Source organism: Rhizobium sp. CFBP 13726, assembly GCF_014841925.1.
Lineage (GTDB): Bacteria > Pseudomonadota > Alphaproteobacteria > Rhizobiales > Rhizobiaceae > Neorhizobium > Neorhizobium soli.
Genome location: NZ_JACYUU010000005.1, coordinates 1 through 16,175, shown reverse-complemented (window position 1 = coordinate 16,175; position 16,175 = coordinate 1). Strand labels below are relative to the sequence as shown.

The window sequence follows — 16,175 nt, the reverse complement described above, 5'->3', positions numbered from 1 at the left end:
TCGCTATAGCTGCGGGCATTCGTCATTCGAAAAGCCAAATCGTTGGCTTTTCGTCTGCTACGCAGAGCACTCCTCATCATTCCGCCGCCTCCACCATCGGTGCCGGCGCAAAGTCCTCAGGAAAGTGGTTCATCGCGCTCATCACAGGATATGGCGTGAAGCCGCCGAGCGCGCAGAGCGAGCCGAACTTCATCGTGTTGCAGAGATCCTCCAGCAGCACCTTGTTCTTGTCAGGCTCGATGCCGGCGCGGATCTTGTCGACCGTCTCGACGCCGCGGGTGGAGCCGATCCGGCAGGGGGTGCACTTGCCGCAGCTTTCGATGGCGCAGAACTCCATCGCGAAACGGGCCTGTTTCAGCATGTCGGCACTGTCATCGAAAACGCTGATGCCGGCATGGCCGATCAGCCCGCCTCTTTCGGCAAATGCCTCGTAGTCGAAGGGCGTATCGAACAGCTCGCGTGGGAAGTAAGCGCCGAGCGGGCCGCCCACCTGCACCGCCTTGACCGGCCGCCCGGTTGCCGTGCCGCCACCGATATCATCGATGATCTGGCCGAGGGTCAGCCCGAAAGCCGTCTCGAACAGGCCGCCATGCTTGACGTTGCCGGCGATCTGGATCGGGATCGTGCCGCGCGAGCGGCCCATGCCGAAGTCCCTGTAAAATTCGGCGCCTCGCTCCATGATAACAGGCACCGAGGCAAGCGAGATGACGTTGTTGACCACGGTCGGCCGCCCGAGAAAGCCCTGCAAAGCCGGCAGCGGCGGTTTAGCCCGGACGGTGCCGCGCTTTCCTTCCAGCGAGTTCAAAAGCGACGTTTCCTCGCCGCAGACATAGGCGCCGGCGCCTGAGCGGATCTCGATCTCGAAGGCATGCGCCGAGCCCATCACCGAAGGCCCGAGGATGCCAGCCGCGCGAGCGATCTCGACGGCCTCGCTCATCGTGGCGATGGCATGCGGATATTCCGAGCGGGTATAGACATAACCCTTCGTGGCGCCGGTCGCGATGCCTGCGATCGCCATGCCTTCGATCAGCACGAAGGGATCACCCTCCATGATCATACGGTCGGCGAACGTGCCGCTGTCGCCCTCGTCGGCGTTGCAGACGATGTATTTCTGAGGGCCCGGCGCGTCCATCACCGTCTTCCACTTGATGCCGGTCGGAAAACCGGCACCGCCGCGGCCGCGAAGTCCGCTGTCGGTCACCTGAGCGACGATCTCGGCCTGCGACATTGCGATGGCGTTCCGAAGGCCCACAAGTCCGTTGTGCCCACGATAATCGTCGAGAGACAGGGGATCGGTGATGCCGCAGCGGGCAAAGGTCAGCCGGGTCTGCTGACGAAGGAAAGGAATTTCCTCCGTCAGCCCGAGACAGAGGTCGTGACTTCCGCCATGCAGCAGCCCGGCATCGAACAACCCGGCCACGTCGCCGGCCTTGACGGGCCCGTAGGCGATGCGCCCGCGTTCCGTCTCCACTTCGACCAGCGGCTCCAGCCAGACCATGCCGCGCGAGCCGTTGCGCACCAGTCTTACATCCAGCCCGCGGCTGTCGATTTCCTCCGCGATGGCCTTTGCCACCCTGTCTGCGCCAAGCGCCAGAGCTGCGGCATCGCGCGGAACGAAGATCGTAACCGTCATCGCCTTGCCTCCCGTACCATGTCGCCGAGACACTGCTCGTCGACCCGACCATAGAGTTCGCCGTCCATCATCGCGGCCGGTGCGCAGGCGCAGAGGCCGAGACAGTAGACCGGTTCCAGCGTCACCGCGCCATCGAGCGTCGTCTGGTGAAAGTCGATCCCGAGAACTTGCCGGGCGCGATCCGCGATATGGTCGCCGCCCATCGACTGGCAGGCCTCGGCCCGACAGAGCTTCAGCACATGACGGCCCGCCGGATGATCGCGGAATTCGTGATAGAAGGTGACGACGCCGTGCACCTCGGCGCGAGACAGGTTGAGTTCGGTCGCGATCACCTGCTTGACCTCATCCGGCACGTAACCGAACTCCGCCTGAATGGCATGCAGGATGGGCAGCATCGGCCCTTCGAAATGCTTCAGGCTTGCGATAATGCTCAGCGACCGCGCGGTGAATTCACCGGCGGAAATATGCATGTTCATATGAGCGGCCTCCCCGCTGATCCCGCAAGCCGCCCTCCACGACAGCCAACGGGGTCAAAACACGTGCAAGATGGGCGGACCCAGCTTCACGCTGCAGGAAAGTGTCTCATCTGAAAATTTTTGGTCAATAGTACAGATCGGTTACGCGATAGAACAAAGCTATCGCGGCGAACTTCCATACCCGCAGCTGAAGCGATGAACGAGCCTCAGCAGAAGCCGTTCAGCTTGAGGATCTTGTGCGCCTCGATCGATGCGCGAAGCTCGTCTTCCGATGTCCGGCTGCCCTGGTTTGCATCGGGATGGTGCATCTTGAGGCGTTCTTTATAGCGGAGCCTGATCTGCGCGGGCGTTGCGTCTTGCGGAAGTCCGAGTGTCTCGAACGCCTTTGCTTCGAGAACCTTGAGCTTTCTTGCCTGCTGTTCCGCCTTTTGCGCCTTGCGCTGCTCCGCGCTCTTTCGCGCGTTGAGCGCCTTTGCCGATCCGGAGCGGGTCGTCAGCGGCATCGGAATTTCGGTTGGCTGCTTGACACCGGTTCCCATCGTTGAGCGCTGGCCAGCGACCGCTTCCTTCTGGTAGCGGGCGACCACGGGATCGGACTGGGCGTGCGAAAAGTTATAGCCCTTGTTATAATCCTTGATGTGCTCGAGACAGAATAGAAGATACAGGCCTTCGCCGCCCTGGCCGACTGGCGCGCGGTGCGAACCCTTTTTCTCGCAGCCATCCCACTGGCATCTCGGCCCGGATGTGTCGCTTTGCGGCGCAGGCTTCTTGCGGATGGACTTCAGGCCCACAAATATCTTCGAATCGACTGTCATAGGCGTCTATATGGCGGCAAGCTGCGATCTCGGCAAGCGGCGAACCTGCGTTCCACATTTATCCGTGTTTTTCGGAAAACAACTGTGCTTTTGGCGGCGATATCCGGCCTGGGTTACCGAGCATCGCCGCAGCTATCTCGGGGTTACCTGATCAAAAACCGGTGAGACGGGGCAGCCAAGTCGACAGCGCCGGAATGAAGGTGATCACAAGCAGGATCACGACATAGGCGACGAGGAACGGTGTCATCTCCCTCGAGATCTCGCTGACCCTGATCCTGACCGCGGCCGAAACGACATAGAGAAGCTGGCCGACTGGCGGCGTTATGAGGCCGATCGTCAGGTTGAGAATGACGATCATCGCAAAATGGATCGGATCGATCCCCAGGCTGAAGGCGATGGGCGCAAGGATCGGCACCAGGATCATGACGCCGGGAAGCGGATCCATGAATGTGCCGAAAAGCAGCAACAGCACGTTGACGGCGAGAAGGAACATGATCGGGCTGAGGTTCCACGATATGATCAGGTCCGCCATATATTGCGGCACGCCTTCAATGATCAGCACCCAGGCAAAGGCGCGCGCGGCAGCAAGGATGAGCAGAATGCCGACGGTGATCATCGCCGAACGGAAGATGATATCAGGCAGATCCCGTACGTGCAGAGAGCGGTAGATGAACATGCCGCAGAACAGCGAGTAGAACACCGCGATGACGGATGCTTCGGTCGGGGTGAAATACCCGGCCCGGATGCCGCCGACGACGATGACGATCAGGGCAACCGCCGGCATCGCGTAGACCGTCGTCCTCACCATCTCGGCAAGCGTCGGCCGCAGATCCATCGAGCGGTAGTTGCGCTTGCGGGAAATGTAGAAATTCACGAGGCACATCGCGGCGGAGATCAGGAGACCGGGAATGACGCCCGCAACGAACAGGCCGCCGACAGAAACGCGATTGTCCTGCAGGGCATAGATGATCATGGTGATCGACGGCGGGATGATCGGATCGACGATCGCCACAGCCGCGGCCAGCGCGGACGCATAGCGCTTCTCGTAACCGCTTTTCTCCATCATCCGGATCGTCATGGCGCCCGGTCCAGCGGCCGCTGCAAGGGCCGAGCCGGAAATGCCGGCAAACAGTGTCGTCGAAATGATGCTGGCATAACCGAGCCCGCCGCGGGCACGGCCGACGAACTGGGCAGCAAGGCGCAGGAGATGATGGGTGAGCGCGCCGCCCGTCATCAGTTCAGCCGCCAGGATAAAAAACGGGACGGCGAGCAGAGGGAAGCTGTCCACCCCTGAGAACATTTCCTTGATGACGACGATCTGCGGATAGCGGCTGCCGAGAATGACGGCGAGCCACGTCGAAATCGCCAATGTGAAGGCGATCGGCACGCCGACGGCCATCAAGATGAAAAACGAAACGAAGAGAATGGAAATCATCATGGTCAGGCAGCAACCGGCGGGAGGTCGTCTTCGCCCTGCAGCGCGCTCATGCCGCCGATGACGTAGGTGCGCAGAACCAGGAGAAGATGGATGGTCAAAAGGGTGAAGCCGATCGGGATCGCGAGATAGATATAGCCGAAGGGGATCTGCGTGGACGGCGTCGTCTGCAGCATCGTGCGGCCAACGTAGGTTTTGCCGGCCCAGATCATTACAGCAAAGAAAGCGAACATGATCAGCGCGGAGATGATCCGCAGGATGCGCGCCTTGCGATCTCCGACCGCGATCTGGACGTTGTCGATCGCCGTCAACGAACCGTGCCTGAGCGTGATGCCGGCGCCGATAAAGGTCAGCCAGATCATCAGGTGGCGGGCCACTTCGTCCGACCAGGTGATCGACTGATTGGTGAGAAACCGAAGGCAGACGTTGAGAAACACCAGGATCGCCATCGCAGACAGTATAGCGATCAGCAGCCAGCGATTGAGATCGACGAAAATACGTTCGAATTTCTGCATTGCATCCCCGGCGCTCGAAGCACCGCCCCTCGGATCGATCCGTGGACGGGCGTCCACCTGAAGCGGACGCCCATCACAGTCTGGTCGTGCTTATTTCGTCGCGATGATCTGGTCGACAAGTTCCTTGGTGTAGGTCTTGTAATATCCGTCATAGGCGGACTGGATCGACTTCTGGAACGCGGCCTTCTGCTCGTCACTGAGCACGTTGACCTGCATGCCTGAAGCCTTCGCCTTTTCCACGCCGTTCTTTTCGGAGGCGTCGACAAAGGCGCGCATGGCTTCCTTGCCCTTCAGCGCACCGTCCGCGAAAATCTTCTGCTCGTCCTCGGAAAGGCTTTCCCAGAACGATGGCGCCACGATCAGCATTGCCGGCGAATAGACGTGTCCGGACACCGTCAGATACTTCTGAACTTCCCAGAGCTTGGCGGAGACGATGACCGAAAGCGGGTTTTCCTGTCCGTCGATCGCGCCCTGCTGCAGGGCTGGAATGACTTCCGGCCAGGACATTGGCGTCGGTGCGGCACCAGCCGTCTTGAAGGCCGCGATATGGACCGGATTTTCCATGGTGCGGATCTTCAGCCCGGCCAGATCCTCCGGCTTTTCGATCGGCTGGCGGTTGTTGGTGATGTGGCGAAAGCCCTGCTCGCCCCAGGCAAGGGCGATCAGCTCGCGATCGCGGAACTTTTCAAGGATGCCTTCACCGATCGGTCCGTCCAGCACGGCGCGCGCATGCGTCAGGTCGCGAAACAGGAACGGAATATCAGTGACGCCAATCTCGGGTACGAAGTTGGAAAGTGCCCCGGAGGAGACCACGACGGCCTGGACACCGGTTCCAAGCTGCAGGCCTTCGATGACTTCGCGCTCGCCACCCTGTGCGGAGGACGGGAAATGCGTGAACTTGAATTTGCCCTGGCTGGTTTCGGTAACGTATTTGTCCCAGCCATCGGCGGCGGCACCGTAATGGGAATCGCGCGCCAGCGCGTAGGCGATCTTCACCTCGGTTGCCTGTGCCAAGGCACCGGTTGCCCAGGTCGCTGCAAGGGTGGCAGCCGCAACGACGCCAGCAAAAGTCCGTCTGTTCAACGCATGAAACACGTGTTTTCCTCCCGTAGAGCGCGTCGTCCTCATCCGCGCATGTGGACGACCTCCATCCGCGAAAACTTGATAGGCGTCAAGTTCATCCAAGGCCGATAAAAGAGCCTCGCCGGGGGTATTTCGGTTGCAGTCTGATCGACGGCTGATGTCTGTGGTGGAAAAGGCGCATCGCCTGCTTTCAGGCTCTGCAAGACGCAGGCTTTGGTTGAGGCGCACGACTTCGCCTCGACCACCCCGAAATCATGGGCCTTCGCAGACTGGCGCCTGGCCGGTGATCGTCTCGCCCACTTCCACGGCATAGGCGCGCAGACCCTGCTGGTCTAGGTTGATGATCCGGTAGCAAGGATTGCCTCCGGTCCAGAACGGCTTCGGATTGGCAAGGTCGGTGACGAACCGATGGGCGCAGGCCTGACCGGAGCTGTAGGCGATGCCCTCGGCGCTCGTTCCCGACATCGGAACGTGGATATGGCCGAACACGATATGGCGGATGCCCGCTTTGTGGCTGGCAAGCCGGCGCATGATCCGCCCGTCGTCATGCATGCCGATGTGGTCGAAATGGGCAATGCCGCAGTCGATCGGCGGGTGGTGGATAAAGACCGTCACCGGGTGCTTGCCGGCAGTTTCGAGCGCCTCATCCAAAAACGCCATCCGTTCTTCGCCAAAGATACCGCCGATGACACCCGCCTCATGGCTGTCGAGAAAGACAAGCCTTCCGAACTCCGTATCGAGGAAGGACTGGACATATCCGTTTGCATCGAGGGGATGGGCAGGGAAGGCCGCCCTAAAATTCGGCCGGTCGTCATGGTTGCCGAGCATCAGGCGCACTTCGAACGGCACGGGCGCCACGATATCCTTGAGGATGTCGTAGGCTTCGGGATCACCGTGATTGCAAAGGTCGCCGGTCATCACCAACAGGTCCGCATCGGCATGCTTCTCAAGGACATCAGCCACGGCTGCGCGCAGCTGTTTCTCGGGGTCGACACCGTTCACGGACTGGCCTGACAGCATCAGGTGCGTATCGGTGATCTGCAGGATTTTCATCGTCGTTCTCTCAAGAATGAAGAGGCCGCGGAGAGGCTCCCCGCGGCCGTAGGCATTGGTCAGTGATTACTTCATCAACGCGTTGGTCTGCTCGACGATCTGTTTCAGACCGGCCTCGGGCGTGACTTCGCCGCGCATGACGGTGCCGATGATGTCGCGCTGGGTGCGCCAGATGCGCACGGAATCGCCACCCGGATAACCGGCCCATGGCAGCGAGCGTTCAGCCTGGAGCGAAGCGGTTTTGACGTTCGGATGCTCGGCATAGTAAGGCGCCAGGAATTCCGGACCGGTGGCGAGCTTGTTGGTCGGCAGGTAGCCGGTGATGCGAACGATGACGTTCTGCGCTTCCGGGCCTGTCACCCACTTCATATACTTCCAGGCAGCGTCCTGCTTTTCCTTGTCCTGGGTCAGCATCACGGCCGAGTTTCCGCCGGTCGGTACGCCGCCCTTTTCAGGGTTATCCAGCGGGAAGGTCGAGGTGACCAGCTTGAAGCGGTCACCGACCAAGGCTTCGATCGTCTGCACATGGGCAGGCGTCGAGAAGATAAAGCCGGTCAGGCCTGCGCCGAACTGCTGACGCGACTGGTCCCAGTCAAGCAGGTTCTGGCCGCCTTCGGTGACGAAGCGACGGGCGAGCTTCAGAGCGTTGAGGCCGATCTCGTTGTCGAAGCCGACAGTCTTGGTGGTCTCATCGACCAGCTTGCCACCCTGGTTGGTGATAAGCGCCTGCCACAACCAGTCATCCGGCCACAGGTTGATATCGTAACCGATGCCGGACACCTTGGCGTCCTGCGCGTGGATCTTGTTGGCAAGCTGGATCAGGCCGTCGAAAGTCTTCGGCATGTTGTCCGGATCGCCGCCTGCTTTGCGCACCAGTTCGGCGTTGACATAGATGATCGGCGAGGATGCGTTGACCGGCAGGCCGTACTGCTTGCCGTCGACCATGCCCAGCGCTGACATCTTCGGCGAATAGTTCTTGTCTAGGAAGGCCTGGCCGCCGTCCTTTTCGATGAACGGCGCGAGATCGGTGATCTGCTTGCGCGGTGCGAGTGTGTGGACCAGTTCTGCCGTCAGATTGTAGCCGGAGAAATAGACGTCCGGCAGGTTGCCGGTGACCGCTGCGCGAAGCACCTGCTGCTGGCCGTCGTTATAGCCGGGCGCTGGCGCCAGGAAGTTGATCTTGACGTCCGGATTGTTCTTCATGAACTCATCGGCCAGCGGCTGATGGAATTTCGTGAAGCCCGGCAGGTTGTAGAGCACGTTCAAAGTGACATCCGCTGCAGATGCTTGCGTGGAAAAGCCTGTCAGCGCGAGGCCGAGAGCCAGTCCGCCAAGCGCGGTCCGTCTGGTGATATGCATTTTGGTCTCCGAAGAGTTCGGTTGGGGGAGGGAGGAGGAGAGCAGTTACTTCACGCCGGTCATGGTGATGCCGGCGATGAAATGTTTTCTGGCAAGAAGGAAGCAGACAACCATCGGGGCCGTGATAATCGTCGCACCCGCCATCAGTGCGCCGTAGTTCGCGCCGGACTCTACGTCCGCGAAAAACAGCATGCCGAGCGGCGGCGGCGCCAGATTGGTGTCGGTGACAACGATCATCGGCCAGTAGAGGTCGTTCCAGTGGGCGACCAGCGAGAACACCGAGAAGGCCGCAAGCGAAGGCAGAGAGCCGCGCAGCACCAGCCGGAAGCAGATCTCGAGTTCCGAAAATCCATCCATGCGTGCGGCTTCGATGATCTCGTCGGGATAGCTGCGGAACGACTGGTTGAAGAGGAAGATCGCAAAGACCGAAAGAAGAAACGGCATCATCATTGCGAAATAGGTGTTGAGCAGCTGCGCTTTCGCGAGCCCCACGAAAAGCGGTAGTGCCAGTGCCTGAATTGGCACGGTCAGTGCGGCGATGACGAGCGTCAGCAGCAGTTTGCGTCCGGGAAAGCGGAGTTTCGCGAGCGCGTAGGCAGCGGGAACCGCTGTCAGCACCTGCACGATCAAGATGCCGAAGCAGACGATCACGCCGTTCAACATGAAGCGGAGCATCGGTACCTGACTGGCGGCCCGCGAATAGTTATCGACGGCTGCAAATTTCTCCGGGATCGGCCAGAGCGAGACGCTGAAGATCTCGGCCGGCGAACGGATGGAGGTCAGAAACATCCAGTAGAACGGCAGCAGCATCACGAAGGCCCCGGCGGCCAGAACGGCATGCGGCAAATATCTGCGAAGCGCGACCATCAGTAATGTACCTTCCGGTCCATATGCACCGTCTGGCCGATCGAGAGCACCAGCACGATGGCAAGAAAAATCAGGGTGAGGGCGGCCGCATAGCCGGTGTTGGAATATTCGAAGCCTTCAAGGTAAAGCGCGAACAGCAGCACTTCCGAGCCTGAGCGACCTTTGGTCAGAACCGCGACGGTTTCGAAAACCTTGAATGCGGATATCGACGTGGTGACGATGACGAACATCATCGTCGGCCCCAGCATCGGCAATGTGACCGTCAGGAAGCGGTCGATCGGATTCTTCGCGCCGTCGAGCCGGACGGCCTCATGCAGATCCTTCGGGATCGCGGTCAGGCCGGCCAGAAAGAGCACCATGTTAAAGCCCAGCACCTGCCAGATGCCGATGATCGCCATGGTCGGGATGAGCAGCGACGGGTTGGACAGAAAGCCGACCGGCTCGAAGCCGAACCACTTGATTGCCGCATTGACCGGTCCGAGCGAGGGGTGCAGCAGAAACTGGAACACGGTTGCCATCGCAACGAGCGTTGCCGTCACCGGCAGGAAATAGGCGATCTCCCAGAAGCCGCGGCTGCGCTTTCTGTTATAGACGAGAAGGGCCACCCCGAGCGCCAGGATGACGCCCGCCGGAATAACGATGAGCGCGTAAAGCACCGTGTTCCACAATGCCCGCAAGAATACCGGATCGCTGAACGCCTTGCGAAAGTTGTCGAGGCCAACGAAGCTGGTGGACATGGCGCCGAGCTGATAGTCCGTGACCGAGAAGACGGCGAGAACAAGCATCGGAATGATGTAGATGGCGAGCATCAGCAGCACAGCCGGAGCAACGAAGAAAAGCCCCCGGCGTGCCATGCGGCGTGCTGTCGAGGATTTGCGTGGCCGGGCCTCTGAAATTGCCTCTACCGTTGAAGCCGCCATACTCACGCCGGCACCTGTTCGTGAACGGTGATCTCGCGGCGCTTCTCGTCGGACCCGAAAAGATGGACGCCTTCCTTTGAAAACGCCAGCCGAACATTTCCATCCGCATCCGCGCCAAGATCGTCACCGACCCGCTGCCGCATGACGATGGAAATGGAAGGATCGCAGTTGAGATTGAAGGTGACAAAACGGTCTGCGCCCTGAGTTTCGGTGCGTACTAGGCGTGCCTCGATGCCGTCTTCTGCGGGAAAGACATCTTCAGCGCGAATGCCGAGTGTCGCAGGTCCCGGCCATGCGTTGCGCGCGGTGATACCGAGCTTTTGTCCGAACAGAACGATCTCTCCCGATGCGTCCAATTCGACGGGCAGGAGGTTGATCGATGGCGTTCCGATGAAACGTGCCACTGTCAGGGTCGACGGCCGCCGATAAAGTTCGTCCGGCGTGCCGAGCTGCTCGATGCGGCCTTCCGACATCAGGGCAATGCGGTCCGACATGGTCATCGCTTCGATCTGGTCATGGGTGACATAGATGAAGGTGGCGCCGAGGCGGCTGTGCAGGTTGGTCAGTTCGCCACGCATATGAGCGCGCAATTTTGCGTCGAGATTGGACAGCGGCTCATCCATCAGGAAGGCAGAGGGCGAACGGACCAGGGCGCGGGCAAGCGCCACACGCTGGCGCTGACCGCCGGAAAGCTGCGCCGGCCTGCGATCGAGCAGGTGGCCGATCTGCAGCACGTCGGCTGCTTCTTTCACCGAAGCGTCGATCTCGCGGAGCGTTTCGGCATTCGCGATCATGCGCCCGATCAGCGGCAACCTCGACCAGACCGAAAGGCGGCGCATGCGCAGCGGCGTCGCGATATTGTCGCGCACGGTCATATGAGGATAGAGCGCGTAGGACTGGAAGACCATCGCCAGATTGCGGTCGGACGGATCCACATCGGTGACGTCGCGGCTGCCGATCGACACCGTTCCGCGATCCGCGGTCTCAAGGCCTGCGATGATCCGGAGCAACGTGGATTTGCCGCAGCCGGACATGCCCACGAGCGATAGAAACTCGCCAGGACGAATGGAAAGGTCGATGCCCTTCAGGACGTCGTCGGCTCCGAAGCCTTTCCCGATGCCGGTGATGTTAAGCGATTGAGGCTGCATTCTGAGCTCCTTTTCGAAGGGGCTATGCAGCCGCGACATGACTGTGTTGCGACAGTTTTGAGAAGGTTATGTAACGGAGGAGGAGGGCGGGAGGTGGACTGGTGGGTGCTACGCCTGCCCCTCAGGGTCGACGGCGGTTAGAGACCTCGCCGGTCATTCGTTCAGCTGCCCTCATCCGGAATGTTCAACACCTCTCCACAGGCCTTGCAATGCACCGCGTCTGCGTCATGGCGTTGCAGAGCGCAGCGCGGGCAGGGAAACGTGACCTTGTGCGGCCTGACGATCGCCTGCGCCAGCCGGACGAACAGCGAGATGCCGATGATCATGGTGAAGACGGATGTCAGCTTGCCGACCGTTCCCGGAAGCGTGATATCGCCGAAACCGGTCGTGGTGACCGTTGCCACCGTGAAGTAGAGCGCGTCGATGAAACCTTCGCTTCCTTCACGATTGTAGAAGAACGTGGTGTAAACGAACCCGGTCATCAGAAACAGGAACACCAGAAAGTTCAGCACGGCGCGCACGACGTCCAGATAGGACACGCAGCCCGCACGCCGCAGAACCTCCTTCAGCAAGGGGCTTTGTCCGATGGCCCAAAGGCGCATGACGCGAAGAAAGGCAAAGTTGAACAGCGCGCCGGGGAAAAGCAGCGTCACCAGGAGAACGAGATCGATCCAGGTCAACGGCCTTGCGAGCCAATGTCGCAGTGACGGCGCTGCGACGGCGCGGACCATGAGCTCCAAGCCGATCCAGGCTGCGATGATGTAATCGACGATCAGATAGGACGGGCTGGACCGAAGATACGGGCCGAGCAGGAAGAATGCCAAGATCGCCAGATCGACGACCGCAAATGCTGCCTGCATGGCGATGGCGTTCCGACCCGTAGGCCGCTCAAGCAACCGCACGCAGTCCCTGAACTTGATCCGGTCGCTTCTTTTTTCGACAATTTTCATGAGGTCCAGATAGATCGAAAGGAGATGTCATCAAGCGTACGCACAAAAACACGTTGCTGACCGCGCCAGTAGCAAATTGCGGAGCCCTTGCTCAACTGGTTTTCAAGGCAGCGATCAGCGCCCGCAACGCCGGCGGGGATTGTCGCCGGCTCGGGTGATAAAGATGAAAACCTGGGAATCTTGGGCACCAGTCGGCGAGGACCTGGACGAGCTTGCCCGACGCAATATCCTCCGCCACGTCATGCTCCATAATGTAACCGAGTCCGGCGCCCGCTCGTACGGCTGCAGCCGGAAGATCGCCGTCGTTGGCGACCAGAGGCCCGCGGGTGCGGATCTTGATTTCCTTGTCACCCCTCTGGAATTCCCAGGGAAGAAGTCCGCCCGATGTCTTCAGCCGATAACCGATGCAGGCATGACGGTCGAGATCATAGGGTGTCAGGGGAGGCGGGTATCTCTCGAAATAGGAGGGCGTGCCGACGACCACCGTCCTCAGGTCCGGGCCGATCTTGACTGCGATCATGTCCTTGTCGACCGTTTCTCCCAGCCGGATGCCCGCATCGAAACCAGCCGCGACGATGTCGGTCAAACCGTCGTCAATGTTGACCTCCACGCGCACATCCGGGTTTGCAAGCAGGAAACCCGGCAGTTTCGGGAGAAGCACGATCCTGGCCGCATAGGCAAAGGTGGTGATCCGCACTGTGCCAGACGGGTTGTCGCGCCATTCAGCCATTGCCTGCAGGCCGTCTTCTATCTCCGTCAGCGCCGGGTTCAGTGATCGAAGCAGCCGCTCGCCCGCTTCCGTCGGAGACACGCTGCGTGTCGTGCGCGCCAGAAGCCGAACGCCCAGCCTTTCTTCCAACCCGCGCATCGCATGGCTGAGTGCCGATGGCGACATGGCGAGGATCGCGGCCGCACGGGTAAAGCTGCACTCTCTTGCGACCGTCGCGAACGCCATGAGATCATTGAGGTGGTTGCGCTCCATTGCTGCAAGCTGCTCACAAGTTCATGCCGCCCGCAACCTCTAATCGGCAGGAGCAGGTGTTGCTAGGTTCTTCGTCATCACCAGCATGGAGAAGACGCATGGATCTCACGCATTACCGCACACTCGGCAAATCCGGACTGATCGTCAGCCCGCTCGCGCTCGGAACGATGACGTTCGGCGCCGGTCGGTGGGGCGCCGGTGAAAAGACGTCGCGTGATTTGTTCGATACCTATACCGACGCCGGCGGCAACTTCGTCGATACCGCCGACATCTATTCGGGTGGCGAAAGCGAAACCATGCTCGGCACGTTCATGAAGGACAACGGCAACCGGGATCGTCTGGTGATCGCCACCAAGTCCGGTTTTCCCCGCGCGCGGGGCACGCCGCTCTGGGGTGGGAATGGCGCGAAAAACATCCGGCTCGGGATGGAGGGTTCGCTGCGGCGGATGAAAACCGATTATATCGACATGTACTGGATCCATGTCTGGGATCGTACGACGCCCGCCGAGGAGGTGCTGCAGACCCTGGCGGACGCGGTGCACGCCGGAAAGATCCTGCATTACGGCTTTTCCAACACGCCGGCCTGGTATGTCGCCAAGATTGCAACACTTGCGGAAGCGCACGGCCTTCCGAAGCCGATCGGCCTGCAGTACAGTTATTCGCTCATCGACAGAGGCGTCGAGCTCGATGTTATCCCGGCAGGTGCCGAGTTCGGCTTGGGGCTCGTTCCATGGAGCCCGCTCGCTGCCGGCTTGCTGTCCGGCAAGTATGGTCGCGACAAGATTGCCGATGCGGGGCGCGCCACAGCGATGCCCGATAGCGGTGCACCGACGAGCGAGGGAGACAGCGACGGCCGGTTGAACGGGGACAATCCGTTTGGGGGCATGTTGTTTACCGAGCGCAACTTCGACGTGGTCGATGTGGTGAAGACGGTCGCAGACGAGATCGGCCGTTCCCCGGCGGAAGTTGCGCTTGCCTGGGTTGTCAACCGACCCGGCGTGTCCTCGGTTCTGATCGGTGCGAGCCGAGTCGCCCAACTCACGGAGAACGTCGCGTCGCTCGGGATCACACTGAGTGATGATCATTTGCAACGGCTGGAACAGGCAACGATGCTGCCGCTCCTCAATCCGTATTTCATCTTCCAAATCCCACGGGAAACATTGTTCGGCGGTCAGGCGGTTCAACCCTTCGCACCGTCCTGACGGGCAGGACCCTTGCCGATGTTTTACCGTTGTCGGCCGGGATATCGAGCGGGCTGATCCCCTTGCCCCCAGATTGCGTGCGGTATTTGCGCGAAAACAACCGGTCGGTTCTTGCCGACCGGGAGGCTGCTGCTAAGCTTCGGGCAAGTGTGCGCAGAGCGGATCGATACCGCGCACCGATCGGCATCAATCGGGAGTTCGAAATAACAGCATGGCGCGTCGCGACAAACTCAAGCTTGGCACATTCGTCTATACCTTCGGCTTTCATCCCGCTTCATGGCTGCATCCTGATAGCGATGTGAACGGCGCCAATGATTTCGCTCATCTCCTGAACGTCGCGAAACAGTCCGAGGCGGCCAAGTTCGATTTCATGTTCATGGCGGATTCTCCCGCGGCCGCTGTCGGCGATCCAGCAGCGCTGGCGCGACAGCCGACCAAGATGAACCGTTTCGAGCCGCTTTCGCTTCTCTCGGCGCTCGCGGTTTCCACCGAAAAGCTCGGTCTGGTCGCGACCGTTTCGACCAGTTATTACGAACCCTACAACGTCGCGCGCATCTTTGCCTCGATCGATCATTTGAGCGGCGGCCGCGCCTGCTGGAATGTCGTGACATCAGATCACAACGAGACGGGCTATAACTTCAACCGCGACGGACTCGATCCCCACGCCCTGCGCTACGAGCGGGGTGCGGAATTCGTCGATGTCGTTTTCGGTTTGTGGGACAGTTTCGAGGCGGACGCGCTCAAGCTCGATCGCGAGACCGGGATCTATTATGACAAGGATAAGCTGCATACGCTCAACCATGTGGGCAAGCATTTTCAGGTCCGGGGTCCCCTCAATATCGCCCGGTCGCCCCAGGGCCGCCCGGTGATTGCTCAGGCCGGTGGGTCGGAGCCCGGCATGGATCTTGCCGCGCGCACCTCGGAGATCGTCTTCAGTCTCGCCTCCAACATCGATCGCAACCGGGCCTTCTATAAGAACGTCAAGGATCGCATGCCCGCATACGGTCGGGATCCTGACGATCTCAAGATCATGCCGGGCATTGTCATCAACGTCGGAGAGACCGAAGCCGAAGCGCAGGCCAAGGTCGATTTCATGATCGACAAGCTGCATCCCGATGTCGGTCGGCTGATGCTGTCGGAATTTCTTGAGGCGGATCTCGCAGGCGTTCCTCTCGACCAGCCGTTCCCCATGGACCGTCTGCCCGAGGCGCCACGCGGTTCGCGGGCGCTGTTCGACGAGCTTGTGGATTTCGTCAAAAGCGGCCGGACGGTCGGCGAGCTGATCCGTCACTATGCGGAAAAGCACACCGGCAATGGTATCACCGGGACGCCCACCCAGATTGCCGACTTCATGGAGGAATGGTTCGAGACCCGGGCAGCCGACGGCTTTATCCTGATGTTCCCGACCCTGCCGTCCAGCCTCGATGATTTCGTCAGACTGGTGCTCCCGGAACTGCGCCGCCGCGGTCTCTTCCGTGACGAGTACGAAGGAAGGACGCTGCGCGAGAACCTTGGTCTCTCCATGCCGGTCAATCGATTCACCGCCGCGCGTGAATCATGAGCGTGAAAGGGTCACGACAGCATCCTTGCGCGTGAAACGGCGAATTATCATGTTAATCCAACGACTTGAATTTTTCTTGAAGTTTTTGCGACGACCCCTGTTGACTTGTTCGGGGCCTCGGATCTATAACCCGCTCACTGAACGAGGGCGGCGGCGCTGCTAGCGACGGACTTCTT

Annotated in this window: 15 protein-coding genes; 2 read left to right on the top strand and 13 right to left on the bottom strand. The window is 60.4% G+C overall.

Annotated elements, in window-relative coordinates:
- Positions 1 to 76: 76 nt before the first annotated feature.
- From IFT66_RS19225 to IFT66_RS19165, 13 genes are all read right to left on the bottom strand, one after another.
- The gene (locus IFT66_RS19225; RefSeq protein WP_192078595.1) at positions 77 to 1,633 is read right to left on the bottom strand and encodes a formate dehydrogenase beta subunit; all 1,557 of its coding nucleotides are present in this window, start codon (positions 1,631 to 1,633) and stop codon (positions 77 to 79) included.
- The gene (locus IFT66_RS19220; RefSeq protein ID WP_192078594.1) at positions 1,630 to 2,109 is read right to left on the bottom strand and encodes a formate dehydrogenase subunit gamma; all 480 of its coding nucleotides are present in this window, start codon (positions 2,107 to 2,109) and stop codon (positions 1,630 to 1,632) included. Before IFT66_RS19220 ends, IFT66_RS19225 begins: the two co-directional genes overlap by 4 nt.
- Before the next feature lie 206 nt (positions 2,110 to 2,315).
- The gene (locus IFT66_RS19215) at positions 2,316 to 2,924 is read right to left on the bottom strand and encodes a J domain-containing protein (protein WP_192078593.1); all 609 of its coding nucleotides are present in this window, start codon (positions 2,922 to 2,924) and stop codon (positions 2,316 to 2,318) included.
- 151 nt (positions 2,925 to 3,075) lie between these two features.
- Positions 3,076 to 4,362, bottom strand: a complete 1,287-nt coding sequence (locus tag IFT66_RS19210; RefSeq protein WP_249406511.1) for a TRAP transporter large permease — start codon at positions 4,360 to 4,362, stop codon at positions 3,076 to 3,078.
- Positions 4,363 to 4,364: 2 nt separating this feature from the next.
- Entirely contained in the window at positions 4,365 to 4,874 is a 510-nt protein-coding gene (locus IFT66_RS19205; RefSeq protein ID WP_192078592.1) for a TRAP transporter small permease, read from the bottom strand.
- 90 nt (positions 4,875 to 4,964) lie between these two features.
- A complete protein-coding gene (locus tag IFT66_RS19200) occupies positions 4,965 to 5,969 on the bottom strand; it encodes a TRAP transporter substrate-binding protein (RefSeq protein WP_342344797.1) in 1,005 nt (334 codons plus the stop codon).
- Positions 5,970 to 6,209: 240 nt separating this feature from the next.
- Complete coding sequence (locus IFT66_RS19195) at positions 6,210 to 7,010, bottom strand: phosphodiesterase (RefSeq protein WP_192078590.1); 801 nt, start codon at positions 7,008 to 7,010, stop codon at positions 6,210 to 6,212.
- Positions 7,011 to 7,076: 66 nt separating this feature from the next.
- Complete coding sequence (locus IFT66_RS19190; protein ID WP_192078589.1) at positions 7,077 to 8,369, bottom strand: ABC transporter substrate-binding protein; 1,293 nt, start codon at positions 8,367 to 8,369, stop codon at positions 7,077 to 7,079.
- Positions 8,370 to 8,414: 45 nt separating this feature from the next.
- Positions 8,415 to 9,236, bottom strand: coding sequence for a carbohydrate ABC transporter permease (locus IFT66_RS19185; protein ID WP_192078588.1), 822 nt, complete (start codon positions 9,234 to 9,236; stop codon positions 8,415 to 8,417).
- Positions 9,236 to 10,156: a carbohydrate ABC transporter permease gene (locus tag IFT66_RS19180; protein ID WP_192078587.1), complete on the bottom strand. Its 921-nt coding sequence runs from the start codon at positions 10,154 to 10,156 to the stop codon at positions 9,236 to 9,238. Before IFT66_RS19180 ends, IFT66_RS19185 begins: the two co-directional genes overlap by 1 nt.
- Positions 10,157 to 10,158: 2 nt before the next feature.
- A complete protein-coding gene (locus IFT66_RS19175; RefSeq protein WP_192078586.1) occupies positions 10,159 to 11,304 on the bottom strand; it encodes an ABC transporter ATP-binding protein in 1,146 nt (381 codons plus the stop codon).
- Positions 11,305 to 11,465: 161 nt separating this feature from the next.
- Positions 11,466 to 12,164 (bottom strand): potassium channel family protein, encoded by a 699-nt coding sequence (locus tag IFT66_RS19170; RefSeq protein ID WP_446737932.1) that lies wholly within the window; start codon positions 12,162 to 12,164, stop codon positions 11,466 to 11,468.
- 181 nt (positions 12,165 to 12,345) lie between these two features.
- On the bottom strand, positions 12,346 to 13,236 hold the full coding sequence (locus IFT66_RS19165) for a LysR family transcriptional regulator (protein WP_192078584.1): 891 nt from the start codon (positions 13,234 to 13,236) through the stop codon (positions 12,346 to 12,348).
- Between the two features lie 98 nt (positions 13,237 to 13,334).
- Between IFT66_RS19165 and IFT66_RS19160 the strand changes: the two genes are divergently transcribed.
- Both IFT66_RS19160 and IFT66_RS19155 read left to right on the top strand, forming a co-directional pair.
- Entirely contained in the window at positions 13,335 to 14,438 is a 1,104-nt protein-coding gene (locus IFT66_RS19160) for an aldo/keto reductase (protein ID WP_113165143.1), read from the top strand.
- 211 nt (positions 14,439 to 14,649) lie between these two features.
- A complete protein-coding gene (locus IFT66_RS19155; RefSeq protein WP_192078583.1) occupies positions 14,650 to 15,999 on the top strand; it encodes an LLM class flavin-dependent oxidoreductase in 1,350 nt (449 codons plus the stop codon).
- Positions 16,000 to 16,175: the final 176 nt, after the last annotated feature.